Annotated in this window: 13 protein-coding genes; 10 read left to right on the top strand and 3 right to left on the bottom strand. The window is 66.0% G+C overall.

What is annotated here, in order from left to right:
* Nucleotides 1–139 precede the first annotated feature (139 nt).
* Nucleotides 140–1,558: a sialate O-acetylesterase gene (locus K1X74_02700; GenBank protein ID MBX7165238.1), complete on the top strand. Its 1,419-nt coding sequence runs from the start codon at nucleotides 140–142 to the stop codon at nucleotides 1,556–1,558.
* Nucleotides 1,559–1,617: 59 nt separating this feature from the next.
* Here K1X74_02700 and K1X74_02695 read toward each other — a convergent pair whose 3' ends face one another.
* Nucleotides 1,618–3,042, bottom strand: coding sequence for a DUF1501 domain-containing protein (locus tag K1X74_02695; protein ID MBX7165237.1), 1,425 nt, complete (start codon nucleotides 3,040–3,042; stop codon nucleotides 1,618–1,620).
* A gap of 113 nt (nucleotides 3,043–3,155) precedes the next feature.
* Between K1X74_02695 and K1X74_02690 the strand changes: the two genes are divergently transcribed.
* Together K1X74_02690 and K1X74_02685 are read left to right on the top strand one after the other, a co-directional pair.
* Entirely contained in the window at nucleotides 3,156–4,535 is a 1,380-nt protein-coding gene (locus K1X74_02690; GenBank protein MBX7165236.1) for an MFS transporter, read from the top strand.
* Between the two features lie 99 nt (nucleotides 4,536–4,634).
* A complete protein-coding gene (locus K1X74_02685; protein MBX7165235.1) occupies nucleotides 4,635–4,964 on the top strand; it encodes a metalloregulator ArsR/SmtB family transcription factor in 330 nt (109 codons plus the stop codon).
* 21 nt (nucleotides 4,965–4,985) lie between these two features.
* On the opposite strand, the gene K1X74_02680 is transcribed toward K1X74_02685, so the two are convergent.
* Nucleotides 4,986–6,167, bottom strand: coding sequence for an aldose 1-epimerase family protein (locus K1X74_02680; protein ID MBX7165234.1), 1,182 nt, complete (start codon nucleotides 6,165–6,167; stop codon nucleotides 4,986–4,988).
* A 182-nt stretch (nucleotides 6,168–6,349) separates the two neighbouring features.
* Here K1X74_02680 and K1X74_02675 point away from each other — a divergent pair, with 182 nt between their 5' ends.
* The 6 genes from K1X74_02675 to scpB all read left to right on the top strand — a co-directional run bounded on the left by K1X74_02675 (nucleotide 6,350) and on the right by scpB (nucleotide 12,492).
* A complete protein-coding gene (locus tag K1X74_02675) occupies nucleotides 6,350–7,603 on the top strand; it encodes a hypothetical protein (protein MBX7165233.1) in 1,254 nt (417 codons plus the stop codon).
* A gap of 66 nt (nucleotides 7,604–7,669) precedes the next feature.
* Nucleotides 7,670–8,602, top strand: a complete 933-nt coding sequence (locus K1X74_02670; protein ID MBX7165232.1) for a sugar phosphate isomerase/epimerase — start codon at nucleotides 7,670–7,672, stop codon at nucleotides 8,600–8,602.
* A 105-nt stretch (nucleotides 8,603–8,707) separates the two neighbouring features.
* Nucleotides 8,708–9,850 carry a Gfo/Idh/MocA family oxidoreductase gene (locus K1X74_02665; protein ID MBX7165231.1) on the top strand — a complete coding sequence of 381 codons (1,143 nt, stop codon included), beginning with the start codon at nucleotides 8,708–8,710 and terminating at the stop codon, nucleotides 9,848–9,850.
* A 7-nt stretch (nucleotides 9,851–9,857) separates the two neighbouring features.
* Nucleotides 9,858–10,544, top strand: a complete 687-nt coding sequence (locus K1X74_02660; GenBank protein MBX7165230.1) for a hypothetical protein — start codon at nucleotides 9,858–9,860, stop codon at nucleotides 10,542–10,544.
* An 18-nt stretch (nucleotides 10,545–10,562) separates the two neighbouring features.
* Nucleotides 10,563–11,411, top strand: coding sequence for a sugar phosphate isomerase/epimerase (locus tag K1X74_02655; GenBank protein MBX7165229.1), 849 nt, complete (start codon nucleotides 10,563–10,565; stop codon nucleotides 11,409–11,411).
* Nucleotides 11,412–11,466: 55 nt separating this feature from the next.
* Nucleotides 11,467–12,492 carry an SMC-Scp complex subunit ScpB gene (gene scpB, locus K1X74_02650; GenBank protein ID MBX7165228.1) on the top strand — a complete coding sequence of 342 codons (1,026 nt, stop codon included), beginning with the start codon at nucleotides 11,467–11,469 and terminating at the stop codon, nucleotides 12,490–12,492.
* A 21-nt stretch (nucleotides 12,493–12,513) separates the two neighbouring features.
* Here the strand turns inward: scpB and K1X74_02645 are convergent, their stop codons facing one another.
* Nucleotides 12,514–13,695, bottom strand: a complete 1,182-nt coding sequence (locus tag K1X74_02645; GenBank protein MBX7165227.1) for an aminotransferase class V-fold PLP-dependent enzyme — start codon at nucleotides 13,693–13,695, stop codon at nucleotides 12,514–12,516.
* 303 nt (nucleotides 13,696–13,998) lie between these two features.
* On the opposite strand from K1X74_02645, the gene K1X74_02640 reads away from it, so the two are divergent.
* The gene (locus K1X74_02640; protein MBX7165226.1) at nucleotides 13,999–15,027 is read left to right on the top strand and encodes a hypothetical protein; all 1,029 of its coding nucleotides are present in this window, start codon (nucleotides 13,999–14,001) and stop codon (nucleotides 15,025–15,027) included.
* Nucleotides 15,028–15,166: the final 139 nt, after the last annotated feature.

The raw sequence follows: 15,166 nt of genomic DNA, 5'->3' as shown, positions 1-15,166 counted from the left end.
CCTGCGCGTGGCTACAATCACAGCCGCAGTCCCCGACCTCCGTGCGGTCGTATACCGCGCAGGTCGAGATCTTGCATCCCAGGGCATCTTGATCGTTCCACGGCATCTTGATTTGGCCGCAATCGGCGAGGTGAGTCGAATGTCTTCTCGTTTCCGTTGGATGTGCAGCCTGGCGGCGCTCGTCGGTTGCTCGCTGGTTTCGCCAGCCTTGGCCGAGGTCAGACTTTCCGGCTTGTTCACCGATCACCTGATCCTGCAGCGCGGCATGCCCGTGCCGATCTGGGGCACCGGCGATAACGGCGAGATGGTCACGGTGAGCTTCGCCGGCCACGAGGCGAAAGCGACGATCGAAGGCGGCCGCTGGCAGGTGACCCTGCCCGAACTGGAAGCCTCGGCCGAGTCGCGTGAATTGAGCGTCAAAGGCACCAACCTCATCACGATCAAGGATGTGGTCGTCGGCGAAGTCTGGTTGGCCAGCGGGCAATCGAACATGCAGTGGCCCGTCAACCGATCGGCCGATCCCGAGCAGACGATCGCGGCGGCGAACCACCCACTGTTGCGGCTGTACACGGTCCCCCGCCAGGCGGCCGACGAACCGCAAGCGGACGTGATGAGCCACTGGGAAATCTGCAGCCCCGAGTCGGTGCCCGAGTTTTCCGCCGTCGGCTATGCCTTCGGCTTGCACCTGCACGACGCGCTCAAGGTACCCGTGGGCATCATCAGCACCAATTACGGCGGCACGCCGGCCGAGGCCTGGACGAGCAAGGAAGAGTTGGGAGCGAACGAAGCGTTGAGCTACATGCTCACCAACCCGCCGGCGATGGGCGTGCAGCGTCCCTACGGTTTGTACAACGCCATGATTCACCCGCTCATCCCCGCGGCGTTTCGCGGGGCCATCTGGTACCAGGGCGAATCGAACGCACCGCGGGCTTACGAATATCGGACGTTGTTCCCGGTGATGATCAACTGCTGGCGCAAGGCCTTTGCGCGGGGCGACTTTCCATTCCTGTTCGTCCAATTGGCACCGTTCATGAAGATCGAGCCGGAGCCGGGTGACAGCGCTTGGGCCGAGCTGCGCGAAGCACAGCTCTACACGAGCCAGACAGTGCCCAACACGGCGCAGGCCGTGATCACCGACTTGGGCGACGAAGTCGACATCCATCCCAAGGCCAAGGCGCCCGTCGGCAATCGCCTGGGCATGGCTGCCCGCGCGTTGGCCTATGGCGAGCCGATCATCTATCGGGGTCCGGTCTATAAGAGCGTCGAGTTCAAGGGCGCCGACGCGATCCTGAGCTTCGATTCGGTCGGGGCCGGCCTCGTGGCCAAGGACGGACCGCTCACGGGCTTCGCCGTGGCGGGCGCCGATCAGAAGTTTCACAAGGCCGAGGCCCGGATCGATGGCGACAAGGTGATCGTCACCTGTGCGCAGGTGGCCGAGCCGATGGCCGTGCGCTATGGTTGGGCCAATTTTCCGGTCGTCAACCTGTGGAATCAGGACGGCCTGCCGGCCTCGCCGTTCCGGACCGATGATTTTCCGCTGACGACGAAACCTAAGTAGCGCTCGTGCGGTGGGCCTAAATCGCGTGTAGTGCGCTGGGCTGAAGAAGTAGGCCAGCCTCAGACCAGCAGCTCGCGGATCGGCGCGCCGGGACAGACGACCAGCGGCCGGTTCAGCGAGTCGTGCACCGTCAGTTCGGGCGAGATGCCCAGGCAATGATAGGCGGTCGCCACCAGGTCGACTGGCCGCACGGCATCGGCCGCCGGGTAGGCCGCCATCCGGTCCGACGCGCCATACACCGTACCGCCGCGAATCCCGCCGCCGGCCAGCACGCTCGTAAAGCAACCGGGCCAATGATCGCGGCCGTCGCGCCCGGCGCCGGCGTCGCTGTTGCGCTGGCCCACCTTGGGTGTGCGGCCGAATTCGCCCGTCCAGACGACGAGCGTCTCGTCGAGCAAGCCCCGCTCGGCCAGGTCGTCGAGCAAGGCCGAGAATGCCTGGTCGGCCACCGGCATGAGCCGCTCGCGCAGGTCGATAAAATTCCGGCTGTGGGTGTCCCAGTAGACGCTCACGTTCTTGATGCCGTCGCTCGGCCAGAAGACGGTCACCACCGGCACGCCATGCTCGATCAACCGCCGGGCTTGCAGCACCGATTGCCCATGCGCGTTCAGACCGTAGCGTTCGCGCAGGGCGGCGGGCTCTTGCTCGAGGTCGAACGCCCCGCGCCCGACGGCCGAATCGAGCAGCCCGTAGGCCCGGGCATAATGCTGATCGAGCACGTCGAAGGCCGGCGAAGCCGTCGCGCCGCGCAATTGTCGATCGACCTCGGCCAGCAACTCGCGCCGCTGGGCGATGCGCGTCCGTTGCAGCCCGGGCTGCGGGTCGAAGTCGCCGACCCGGTAGTCGGCGCGGCTCGGATCGGCATCGATCGTCATCGGATCGAAAGTCGGGCCGAGCCAACCGGCCGACTGACCGTGGCTCTGTTCGACGAATCGCGGCACATCGTTCTCGAGCTTGGGCCGCATCTGGACAAACGGCGGCAACGGCCCCGTACCGCGTCCTTGCTGCGCGAGCACCGCACCCAGGTGTGGCCAATCCTTGCGCAGGTCGCTCGTGGGGTTCGGCGGCTGGCCGGTGAGCAGATAACTCGTGGCGGTCGTGTGGTCGACGTCGCCGTGCGTCATCGAGCGGACAATGGCCAGCCGGTCCGTGCGCTCGGCCAGCCGTGGAAAGTGTTCGCAAATCTGGATGCCCGGCACGCGCGTCGCGATCGGCCGGAATTCGCCGCGAATCTCCGCCGGCGCGTCGGGCTTCAGGTCCCAGGTATCTTGATGGGCAGGCCCCCCCCACATGAACAGCAGGATGCACGATCGGGCTCGGCCGAAGCTGGACGCTGCCGCTTCGCTCGCCAGTTCGGCGGCCCGGGCACGGCCCGCCAGCAGCCTGGGCATGCCCAGGCCGAACAGGGCCAATTGCCCGACGCGCAACAGCTCGCGCCGGGTAATCGGTGCCGTTCGCCGGAGATTCGGGCAACCACGATTCACTTCCCGGTCGCTCCTGGGTTACCTGCCGCCACATCGCCCTTGGTATAAGTCTGACAAACAGGCCGGCCCGGAACAACATTCACCTTTCTTCCCCTCGCCGCGGTGAGCTGCCCTTGTCGAGCGATCCTTCACGCAATCACTTGGATCGCCACGAGCGCCGGCGGTCGCTGGCCTGGGCCCACGTGAACGGGGCCCTGTGGTCGATCGGCAATGGCCTGACGACCGGACCGCTGGTGAGCTACTTCGCGCAGGACCTGGGTGCCAAGGGGATCGAGCTGGCAATCCTGCTGGCGCTGCCGGCCGTGGTCGGATTGTACCGGCTGTTTGCGCCCCGGTGGATCACGCTGTGCGGCGGTGCGAAACGCGCGTGTCTGGTGGCGCTGGCGGCCAGCTACCTGCTCTTGGCGACGCTCCCGCTCATCGTGCTCGAGGCGAGCGTGTCGGCTTCGCCGCGCTGGGCCCTGGCGGCGGTGATCGGCCTATTGTGCGTACATCAGTTACTCGAGTTCATCGGCACCGTGGCCCTGTGGAGCTGGCTCGCCGATCTCGTGCCGGCGCCGATCCGCGGTCGCTATTTCGGCCGACGCAATGCCTGGCAGTTGGTCGTGCTGGTACCCACCTTGCTCGCCAGCGGTCGGTTGATCGACCTCTGGCGCGAGCACTGGCCCGAGCAAATCCTGCTCGCCTATGCCCTGGTGACCGGTGCGGGCGCTATCTTGCTGCTGGCGTCGCTCGGGCCGCTCGTGGCGATGGTGCCCACGCCGTTGCGCCGGATTGCACCGTCCAGTGCGCACGCCGGCCGCCCGACGGCCTGGCTCGACGTGTTCGCCTGCGTGCCGTTTCGCTGGCTGCTGGTGTTTGGCTGCTGGCTGTCGTTTTTCAACGGCCTGACGCAGGTCGCGCAGAACGTCTATCCCAAGCAGGTCCTGCACATCGGCCTGGCAACCTTGGCCGTGTTGCAGAGCACGATGCGCATCGGCCAGATCGGTGTGGGACTCTGGGCCGGCGGATTCAGCGATCGCTACGGCAACCGGCCGACGTTGGTGCTCGGGCAGTTGCTCGTTGCGGCCGGCCCGTTGTGCTACTTCCTGTCCCGGGGCAACTGGCCGTCGGGCGTGTTCTGGATTGGCGCCGCCTATGTGTTGTGGAGCGCATACGCCGCGCTCAACGTTTGCCTGCCGAATTTGATGCTCAAGCTGGTCCCCGACGCGAGCCGTGGGGCGGGCATTGCGATTTACTTTGCGGCGACGAGCCTGGCGTATGCCGTGAGCACCGTGTTGGGCGGTGTGTTGTTCGATGCCCTCAAGTCGCATGGCCCCTGGTCGGTCGGCCCCTTTGCGGTCGATGTTTACGCCATCCAATTCCTCGCCGGCTGGGTGACTCGCAGCCTGGCCGTGGTTTGGCTGCTGCTGCTCGCCGAGCCAGGCGCTTGGCATTGGTCGCAGATCTGGCGCCGCCGTTCTCGGCCGGGCGCCGCGTTGCCACAACCCTAGCCGCGCGCTGGCAGTTGCGACGGGTGCATTCGGTGGCGCGCCTGCGAACAACGACTGCCACGCTTGACGCCGCGCACCGGACGCCTAAAATAAAACCACATGGTTAAACAAAAATCAGTTCGGCTCGATCGCACGTTTCAAGCGCTGGCCGACCCTACGCGCCGAGCGATCCTGGTCCGGCTGGGCCGGGGCGAAAGCTCGGTCACGGACCTGGCGCGGCCGTTTCGCATGTCGCTGCCGGCCGTATCGAAGCACCTGCGCGTGCTCGAGCGCGCCGGCCTGGTCGCGCGTCGCAGGGAGGGCCGGGTGCATCACCTGCGGCTGCGTCCCGAGGCCCTGCGCGACGCCGAGAGCTGGATCGCCGAACAGCGCCAATTCTGGGAATCCCGCTTGGACGCGCTCGACAAATTCTTGCAGGACGCAAATTAGCGGCCGGGTAGGCAACACAAATTACCCCGCCGACCAGCCGGGTTGGGGTTGGGTGTAGATTTTCGGAGCACCGCCGGCGGCGGATGCGATTCGCTGGGCCGTGGCCGCGATTTCGGCGGCGTCGGTCGTCAGGCCCAATTCCAATTCGAACGTGCGGCTTTCGCCGCCTTCCAGCGGCGTGACGCGGCCTTGCCGTTCCTCAAACGAACGCACGTTCGGCAGGTTGATCGATGGCTCCAGGCCGGTGACATAGCCGTCGGTCTCCGCTTGGGTGCTTTTCCAGAGCGTGAAGCAGGGTAACTGGTCCGCGCGGAAGCGCAGCGTGGCCGCGCGATCGCCGGCCGCGTTGACCAGCATCGTCTCGGCGCGCCCGTCGGCGCCGGCGGCCAGCTCGAAGAAGTACACCTGTTCGGTAAAGCCCGCCTCGGGCGGTCCGTACACGTCCCAGGTCTCCACTCCCTCGGCGGCCCGGGGTGTCTGTGGGATCACGCTCTTGGCCGGCAGCACGACGCGCGCGCCGCGCTCCAAGAGCGGTGGACCGAAATTGGTGTGATAGAGCAATTGCAGACCGGCCGGCTCGGCCGAGAGGTTCGTGACCACGTCGTGAATCGTAAGCCGCGATTCGCCGAGGCGCACGCGATAGCTGGTCTCGAGCCGCAGCTTCGAGTGGAACAGGCGCGTCTCGTCGCAGGTCCCTTCGACCCTAAGCTCCTGGCGCTCGGCGTCGAACGAGACGCGTGTCTGCCAGGCCGGCGTGTTGGCGATCTTGCCGTGCAGCGGATAGCAGAGCCGGCCGTTGGCGTCGTAGTCGGGCCCGCCGTTGCTCTCCAATCCGCAGCGGCAAAGTAGTTCATCGAAGCCCGACAGCCATCCCAGCCCCCCGGGCTCCCAGAGATTCACGTTGCGCGGATGGACGGGCCCCTGGACGGGTGCCTGCCAGCCGAGCACGAACCGTGCGTCGCGCGAGGCCGCGGTGTGGCCGGCTTTCCACAGGCCCATGCCGCGCGTGGGCACGATCGTAAAATCGAACCGTTCGGTTTCGACTTCGATCACCTCGACGCCGTCGCGAAGGCCGCCGCGGAGGTAACGTCGGCGCACGCTCAGCGGCCGCTGGGCACCCATGAAATCGGCGGTGCCGAGCGACAGGTCGCCGCAGTCGAGATCGGCTCGGGTGTCGCTCAGCAACCAGGTTGGCGCGGGCATGGCAGGGTCCCCTTCGGACAGTCGAATGAGCCAAGGGAGCCCAATGTAAGCCGCGCGCATGCAGCCTGCCAGCAGAGCCCTTCGGCCGTGCTTGCCGGCGCGCCGGCGCTCTACTACAACAATCGCTCGGGCACGCCAAAAACCGGCCTTCGTCGCCCCTTTCGCGAGTTGCAGACCGACCCATGATCCGCCAGTCGAAAATCGCCTCGACCGACAATATCGGCAAGCTCTTGGACCGCGCGCTCGACGCCGGCCGGGGGCTGTTGCGTCTGACGCCTACCTGGGTGCCGCGCAGCTTTCTGCACCCCGGCAAGCGCATCAAGCTCGATCCGCGCGACTGGTATGCGTACGGCGCGAACCGCGGCGGCATCGACGAGCGCTGGTTCGCCAGCACCACCGAAGCGGCCAACGAGGGCCGGGTGCCCGACGAGGGACTCAGCTACGTGGCGTTCGAGGGCCAGCGGTTCACGCTGCGCGACGCCGTGGCCGAGGCCGGCGCGCGGCTGATCGGCGACGCCATGTTCAAGAAGTACGACCGCTGGCCGGTGTACTCGAAATTCTTCGACAACATGGGGCCGATTCCGCACCACATGCACCAGGGTTTCGAGCACGCCAAGCTGACCGGCCAGCAAGGCAAGCCCGAGAGCTATTATTTCCCGCCGCAGTTGAACAACGTCGACAACAACTACGCCTACACGTTCATGGGCCTCGAGCCGGGCACGACCAAGGCCGACGTGCGGCGCTGCCTGGAAAACTGGGACCAGGGCGACAACGGCATTCTCGACCTGTCGAAGGCCTATCGCCTGAAGCGCGGTACGGGCTGGCTGATTCCGCCCGGCGTGCTGCATGCCCCGGGCAGTCTGTGCACCTACGAACCGCAATGGGGCTCGGACGTGTTCGGCATGTTCCAATCGCTGGTCGAAGGGCGCTACGTGCCCTGGTCGCTGCTGGTCAAGGACGTGCCGCCGGAAAAGCACCGCGACCTGGACTTCATCATCGGCCAGTTGGACTGGGAAAAGAACGTCGACACGCACTTCAAGGATCACAACTACCTCGAACCGATCGTCGATGCGACGGCCGGCGCGCCGGGCTGCGTCGATCGCTGGATCGTGTATGGCCGCATTGACGGCGCGCAACTGTTCAGCGCGAAAGAATTGACGCTCGAGCCAGGCGCCAAGTGCACGATCCGCGATCCGGGTGCCAGCGGCTGGATCACCGTGCAAGGCAAGGGCCGCATGGGCCCGTTGGCCTTGCAGACGCCGGCGATGATCCGCTTCGGCGAGGAAACGGCCGACGAGGTGTTCATCACCAGCGAGGCGGCCCGCTGCGGCGTCGAGATCGCTAACGACGGCGACGAGCCGCTGGTGGGTCTGCGCTATTTCGGCCCCGACGTGCACGAGCGGCTGCCCAACGTCGGCGATTACAAGCAGCAATAGGTCAACTCGTCCCTGCGCATCCGCAAGCCGCGCCACCGCGGCGCCTTTTCCGAGGAATCCGCACCCATGGCCAAACGACGCATCTCGATCGGCACCTGGGCCTATTCGATCGGCCCCTACGCCAACTCGCCCGTACCGTTTCCCGAAGTCGTCACGAAGCTGCACGAACTGGGTTTCGACGGCCTCGAGCTGGGCGGCTTCGGCGTGCATCCCAACCCCGACCTGCAAAAGACCAAGGACGAGCGTGCTCAGGTCCGGGCGCTGTGGGAATCGAAGGGGATGGGCTGCAGCGGCCTGGCGGCCGACCTGTGGAGCGAAAAGCTGATCTCCGCGCCCACGAACGATTCGTACCTGGCGACGTTCCGCAAGAACGTCGAGTTCTGCAACGACCTGGGCATCGAGGTGATCCGCGTCGACACGACCGAAGACCCCGGCGTGCTGGGGCAGGTGGGCAACGAGCCGAAGCAGGCGACGATGGTGCCCTACGAGCAGGCGCTGCGGCGCGTGGCCGACACCTGGCGCCAATGTGCCCAGGAAGCGGCCGACCGGGGCGTGCGCGTGGTGTGGGAATTCGAGCCGGGCTTCGCCTTCAACAAGCCGAGCGACGTGCTGCGCGTGCTCGACGCGGTGAATCATGACAATTTCTCGACCATGTTCGACACCTGCCACGCGAACATGGTGGCCGTGCACGGAGCGCGCCAGCCGGGCCAGAAAGAAACGCTCGCCGGCGGCATCCGCGAACTGGCTGAAAAACTCAAGGGCAAGATCGGCCGGTTGCACCTGATCGACTCGGACGGCACGCTGCACGACAACCATACGAGCACGCACCCGCCGTTCGGCGAAGGCAACCTCAATTTCGACGAGTTCATGCCGGCGATCGTCGCGGCCGGTTGTCCCGACAACTGGTGGACGATCGATCTCTGCTTCTGGCCGGACGCCTGGAAAGCAACCGAGAAGTGCAAGCGCGGCATCGACGCGCTGGCCGCCAAGTACGGTTGAACTGGCATGCACGGTCGAGCTGGCAAGTACAGTTGATCGGCGCTACCGGCTTTCGTCACGCCGCCTGAGACACGCTTCCTTTTTTTCTGCGGAAAGATCGCACGCATGGCCAAGAATCTGCGCATCGGGATGATCGGCTATGGCTTCATGGGCCGAGCCCATTCGAACGGCTATCGCCAGGTGAGCCAGTTTTTCCAGTTGCCCTACCGCCCGGTGCTGGCGGCCTGCTGTGCCCGCAATGAAGACGCCATCCAGGCCTTCGCCGCGAACTGGGGCTACGAGTCGTACGAGACCGATTGGCGAAAGCTGATCGCGCGGAAGGACATCGACGCGGTCGACATCTGCGTGCCGAACAACCTGCACAAAGAAATCGCCATCGCCGCCGCCGAGGCGGGCAAGATGGTGCTGTGCGAGAAGCCGCTGGCAATGAACGCCGCCGAAGGCGAGGCCATGTGCCAGGCAGTCGAAAAGGCCAAGGTCCCCAACACGGTCTGGTACAACTATCGCCGCGTGCCGGCCGTCACGCTGGCCAAACGGCTGATCGACGAGGGCCGCTTGGGCCGCGTGTTCCATTACCGCGCCAATTTCCTCCAGGACTGGACCATCGCGGCCGACTTGCCCCAAGGCGGTACGGGCCTGTGGCGGCTCGACGCCGCGGCGGCCGGCTCGGGCGTGACCGGCGACCTCTTGGCCCATTGCATCGACACGGCCTACTGGCTCAACGGCGCCGTCAACAGCGTCACGGCGATGACCGAGACGTTTGTCAAAGAGCGGATGCACAATCTGACGGGCAAGCTGGAAAAGGTCAGCATTGACGATGCCTGTGCCTTCCTGTGCCGGTTTGCCAATGGCTCGCTCGGCCTGTTCGAATCGACCCGTTATGCCCGCGGTCACAAGGCCCTGTACACGTTCGAGGTGAACGGCGAGAAGGCCTCGCTGAAGTGGGACCTGCACGATCTGCACCGGCTGGAGTACTTCGATCACGGCGACGAAGGGCGGCTCCGCGGCTGGCGCTCGATCCACGTGACCGACCACGGCGGCGATCATCCGTACATGGACAAGTGGTGGGTGCCGGGCCTGCAGATCGGCTACGAGCACAGCTTCACCCACCAGGTGGCCGATTTCCTCGCGAGCCTCGGCAGTGGCACGCCCTGCGCGCCCACCTTCCGCGACGCCCTGGTGACGCAGAAAATCTGCGACGCGGTGCTCGAAAGCGCGCAGTGCGGCCGGTGGGTCGACATCGGCTGACGCGGCCGTGAACTACTTTGCCCACGGTCGCTTGTGTCTCGACGATCCCTACCTGCTGGCGGGCACGGCGCTGCCCGACTGGTTGAGCCTGGTCGATCGCCGGGTGCGTTTGCGGCCCCGGCAGGTCGAGCCGTTTCTCCACGACGATGACCCCGTGGTTGCAAGCATGGCTCGCGGCGTGGCCCGGCATCATGCCGACGATGCCTGGTTCCACGCGACGCCGACGTTCAACGAGCTGTGCTGGCAGCTGACCATTACGGCGCGCGATCACCTGGCTCCCGACGAGAGTTTTCGCCCCAGTTTTCTCGGCCACATCCTGGTCGAGCTGCTTCTGGACGACTGCCTGGCCGCCGACGATCCACCGCGGCTCGAGGCGTATTACGCGGCCGTCGCGCAGCTCGACGGCGCCGTGGTCGAGACGGCCGTCGAGCGGCTGGCCGGACGGGACGTTCCCCGGCTCGGCGAGCTGATTCCGCTGTTTTGCCGGGAGCGTTTCTTGTTTGACTACCGCGAGGATGGCAGACTGTTGTTCCGCTTGAACCAGGTAATGCGACGCGTCCGCTTGCCGGTCTTGCCCGAGTCGTTCACCAGCGTCTTGGCCGTGGCGCGCAGCCGGGTCGCCGAGCGGTGGCGCGAGCTGCTCGCCGCACCGCCCGCTGCAGGTCGCCCGCAATCCGTCGAGCCGATGCCCTGAGCCTAGGAGTTCTCCCCCATGAAATTCGGCATGAATCTGCTGTTATGGACCGACACCCTGCACGACGGTTTGATGCCCGTGCTGTCGGAATTGAAATCGCTGGGCTACGACGGCGTCGAATTGCCGATCTTCGAGCTCGATCCGCAAAAATATGGCACCTGGGGCAAGCGGCTCGCCGAGTTGGGCCTGGAATGCACAGCCGTGACGGTCCGCGGGCCGGACGACAACCCGATCAGCCCCGATCCGAAAATTCGGGCCAAGGCGGTCGAGTTGAATAAGCTGGCGCTGGAGTGCTGCGAAGCGGCCGGTGCCCAGACCCTCGTGGGACCGTATCACTCGGCGCTGGGCATCTTCACCGGGGCGGGCCCCACGGCCGACGAATGGCGTTACGGCATCGAGACGATGCAGAAGACGGCCGAGCACGCCCAGACGCACGGCGTGATGCTGGGCATCGAGTATCTCAACCGGTTCGAGTGCTACCTGCTCAACACCGCCGCCGACACGGCGCGGTTCGTGCGCGAGGTGGGCCACCCGCATTGCCGGATGATGTACGACACGTTCCATTCGCACATCGAGGAAAAGGACACGGCCGCGGCGATCAAGACCTGCGCGGCCGAGACGGTCCACGTCCACATCTCCGAGAACGACCGCAGCACTCCCGGCGCCGGCCAGGTGCAATGGGACGTGACCTTCGACACGCTCAAGAGCGTCGGCTACGACGGCTGGCTGGTGATCGAGGCCTTTGGCCTGGCGCTGCCCAATTTGGTCGCGGCGACAAAGATCTGGCGGCGGATGTATAAAGATGAAATGCAACTGGCGCGCGACGGCCTGGCCTTTATGAAGCAGCAGGTCGTCAAGCGCGCCTAGCGGGCAGCGGCAGCATCGTCCCCCTTCGAACTTTCGACCGAGCAAGGCGCCAAGGATGTCGGCCGCGCGCAAGGTGAACTCGCCCGACGACGAGGCCGACGACACACCGGCCAAGCCGCAGCAGTTTGCCGGCGGCGCAGGTCGCGAGCCCACTCCGCAGCGGCGGCTTTCGGCCGACAGCCTCGCGCGGGCCTTCGAAAACGCGCGACGCGCGTTCAGCGGACGCCAGCGACGACAGCAGCCCGCCGAGCCGCCGCGCGCCGATGAGCTGGCCGAAGCGCAGCCGTCAGCCAGCGCAACGGGGCTCGGCCCTGCGCCACCGGACGAACGGCCGCCCCATGCGGCGGACGCTTCGGCGATCCGACGCGAGCCACCGGCACACGAAGATCCGCTCGAACCGGCGCTGATCGCCGAAAGGGAAGGAGCCGAAGCCTCGGAACTCGACGTCGACGCGTCGGCTGCAGCCGATTCGACAAATCTCTGGCCGGCCGCGCCCGGTTTCGAAACTGCCCACTGGGACGACGAGGAGCTGCCCGACGAGCTGGCCGCGACTGAAGAGGTCACGCCGCAAGGGCTGGTCGAAGCGATGTTGTTCGTGGGCGACCCGTCGGGCCTGCCCTTGTCGAGCGATCGGATGGCGGCACTGCTGCGCGGGGTCGAAGCCGCGGAGGTCGATGCCCTCGTCGAGCAGTTGAATCGCCGTTATGAGACCAGCGGCTGCCCCTACGAAATCATCACCACCGGGGGCGGCTTTCGCCTGGCGCTGCGGCCGGAGTTCGACAAGTTGCGCGACCGTTTCCTCGGGCGGACGCGTGCCGCACGGCTCTCGCAAGCGGCGATCGAGGTGCTCGCCGCCGTGGCCTACAACCAGCCGCTCACGGCCGAACAAGTCAACCAGTTACGTGGTACGCCGAGCGGGCCGATCCTGGCGCAGCTCGTGCGACGACAATTGCTGAGCGTCGAGCGCACCGACACCAAGCCGCGCGTGACGACCTATTCGACCACGCCGCGGTTTCTCGCCTTGTTCGGCCTGCAAAGCCTCGACGACCTGCCGCGCAGCGAAGAAGTCAATCAGCGCTAGCCCGGTTCGCGGCGGCGAGCATCATTTGCCTAGTGCCCCGCGAATCGCCGCGACCAGCGTCTCCGCGTCGCCCGGTTGCAGGCAGAACGGATCGAGCAAGACGCGGCCTTGCTCGGCGTCGCCTTGGCCGACGTAGATCGGCGGCGCGTGATGCTCGAGACGGCGACAGAACTCGATCGCCGAGACGTCTGTTGCCGCTTCGAACTCGAGCGAAACCAGCTTCCAATGGCCTGGCGGCGCGAGTGTCGAGACGCGCGTGCCTGGCAATTGCTGCAAGCCGTCGGCCAATTGCTCGGCCAGCGCGCCGAGCCTGGCGTTCTCGGCCGCCTCGTCTTGTGCCAGAAAACGCGCAAGCGCCACGAGCAATCCGGCGATCTGTTCTTTGCCGACCTTCATGCCGCGACCGATGCCGTGGTTGGGTACGCCGCGGAGCGCAACGTCGGCATCGACCAGCGCGGCCGGCGGCGACCACAGTGCGGGCAGCACGTCGAGGTCCCACATCTGCAAGGCGGCCGAGGCGATCAGCTCGCGGCGGCCGCACAAGATGCCGGTTGCCTGGGGGCCCCGGATGGCCTTACCTCCGCTGTAGCAAACGAGGTCGGCGCCGGCCGACACGAACGCGCGCAGATTGGCCCGCGGTGGCAGAGCAGCCGCCGCATCGACGATGACCGGCAAGCGATGTTCATGCGCCACACGGACGACGGGCACCAGCTCCAACGGCGAGAAACCCACGCTGTAGGCGACCGCGACCGTCTGCGGCGTGATCGCGGCGGCGATCTCCCACGGCTGCGGGTCGCGCGTGCGCTCGGCGATGCCCACCTCGACCAGCCGCGCCCCGGCCAACCGGAGGGCGTGGTCGTAGCCGTTGCGATGCGAGCGCGGCACGATGATCTCGCACGGCAGGCCGGTCGTGTCGGGCAGGCGATCCATCCGCGCGGCGTCGAGACCGGCGATACAGGCCGCGGCCGAAAGAGTTAGTGCCGCGCTGGCGCCGGCCGTCACGATCGCGGCTTCGGCTCCGGTGTAATCGGCCAAGCGGCGGCCGGCGGCGGCCTGCAGCTCGTCGATCCGCACCAAACGGCCGCCCGCTTCGGCCATCGCGGCGGTGACCTCGGCGTCCATGACGGTGCCTGAGAGTCGCGTCAACGTGCCAGCAGCATTGACGAGCCGCGACACCCCCAGGCGGTCGAACAGGTGGTCCATGGTCGGTTCCCGTGCTCGAAATGGAGAGGATCGATTCTGAATCGCCGCCGGGCGGCCAACAAGCGGGCCTCGGAGGGTGGGAATTTGTCCCCGCCCGGGAAAAACAGGGCAATCGCTAAGGGCTTTGGACCGGCTGCTTGGTTGCAGTCGTACGCGGGCAAAATTATGCTCATCCGGCGGCAAAGCTGGGCGTGGGATGCCCAAGCGGCGACCGGCAGATCGTTTCCCGACCCGCCCGGCGAGGGTTCTTCGTGCGGCGGTACGGTCTGAAATCTCCTTCCGACCTACAAAGAGGTATCTGGCATGAAGAACATGGCAATCGTGGCAAAGTCCATCGGGCTGGTCCTGATGGCGCTAGCCTGCCTGGGCACGACTCAGGTTCGGGCCGAGAAGCTGACGTGGAAATTCAAGAAGGGCGACAAGGCGCAGTACGCCTCGCTCAACAAGATGGAGATGGCGATCGACGCCGGCGGCGTCGAGTTCACGCTCGAGTTGGACCAGGCCCTGGATACGACCTGGGAAGTCATGGCCGTCGGCTCGGACGGCACGGCCGAAATCACGCAGACGATTGACCGCCTGCAGTTCAAGCTCAATTCGCCATTCACCGGCGAGTTCACCTACGACTCGAAGAATCCGGTCCCGGGCGAAGGCCAGATCTGGGACCGTTTGGGCCCGGTGCTTGAAAGCCTCACCGGCCAGAAGGTGATGCTGAAGATTACTGCGCAAGGCGAAGTGAAAGACATCACTTTGCCTGAAAAGCTCGTCGAATCGCTCAACGCGGGCGGCGGCGGCGACGGCCCGAGCCGCATGTTCGGCGCCGGATTCACCGAAGAGACGGTCAAGGAAATGATCAACGATGGCGTGTTGCCGCTGCCGGCCGACGCCGTCAAGGACGGCGACACGTGGGAAAAGGTCAAGGAGATGAAGCTGGGCCCCATCGGCAGCCAGAAGACCAAGACCACGTACAAACTGGCCGGCATGACCGACAAAGACGGCAAGCAGGTCGCCAACATTGAAGTCGCGACCGAAGTCACCATGGAAGCCGCCGAGGCCGAGGGCGACACCGAGGTCGAAGTCGAGCTGACCGAGCAAGAGGCCTCGGGCAACGTGCTCTTCGACCCAGCCACGGGTCGAACCGTTGAAGCCACGACCAAGCAGATGGTCACCATGGAAGGCGACTTCCAGGGCAACGAGTTCATCCAGGAGCGCACCATCACGGTTACGCTCAAGCAAGGCGTAAATGCCGACATCCTGCCGGCGCCCGAGAAGAAGGAAGAAGCCGCCGACGACAAGCCGGAAGGCGACAAGGAAGAAAAGAAGGAAGACAAGTAGGACGAGCTTTTCGCCCTGCTTCGTTCCATTCGTAACCCCCCCGGCCCAGCGAGACGGTGCAGCCGCTCGCTGGGCCGGTTTGTTTTGACCAGATCAGCAACCGGCTAGCGCGCGGCCGCGGAATCTGTTAGGATTTCGA

This window comes from Pirellulales bacterium (assembly GCA_019694435.1).
In the GTDB taxonomy this organism is placed as follows: domain Bacteria; phylum Planctomycetota; class Planctomycetia; order Pirellulales; family JAEUIK01; genus JAIBBZ01.
This window is presented reverse-complemented; position numbering and strand designations above follow the sequence as displayed.

Bases quoted from the DNA above. Each gene is read 5' to 3' on its own strand.
- K1X74_02685 (MBX7165235.1), top strand. From the start codon at position 4,635: ATGGTTAAACAAAAATCAGTTCGGCTCGATCGCACGTTTCAAGCGCTG.
- K1X74_02675 (MBX7165233.1), top strand. From the start codon at position 6,350: ATGATCCGCCAGTCGAAAATCGCCTCGACCGACAATATCGGCAAGCTC.
- K1X74_02655 (MBX7165229.1), top strand. From the start codon at position 10,563: ATGAAATTCGGCATGAATCTGCTGTTATGGACCGACACCCTGCACGAC.
- K1X74_02680 (MBX7165234.1), bottom strand. From the start codon at position 6,167: ATGCCCGCGCCAACCTGGTTGCTGAGCGACACCCGAGCCGATCTCGAC.
- scpB (MBX7165228.1), top strand. From the start codon at position 11,467: ATGTCGGCCGCGCGCAAGGTGAACTCGCCCGACGACGAGGCCGACGAC.
- K1X74_02645 (MBX7165227.1), bottom strand. From the start codon at position 13,695: ATGGACCACCTGTTCGACCGCCTGGGGGTGTCGCGGCTCGTCAATGCT.
- K1X74_02670 (MBX7165232.1), top strand. From the start codon at position 7,670: ATGGCCAAACGACGCATCTCGATCGGCACCTGGGCCTATTCGATCGGC.
- K1X74_02665 (MBX7165231.1), top strand. From the start codon at position 8,708: ATGGCCAAGAATCTGCGCATCGGGATGATCGGCTATGGCTTCATGGGC.
- K1X74_02700 (MBX7165238.1), top strand. From the start codon at position 140: ATGTCTTCTCGTTTCCGTTGGATGTGCAGCCTGGCGGCGCTCGTCGGT.
- K1X74_02640 (MBX7165226.1), top strand. From the start codon at position 13,999: ATGAAGAACATGGCAATCGTGGCAAAGTCCATCGGGCTGGTCCTGATG.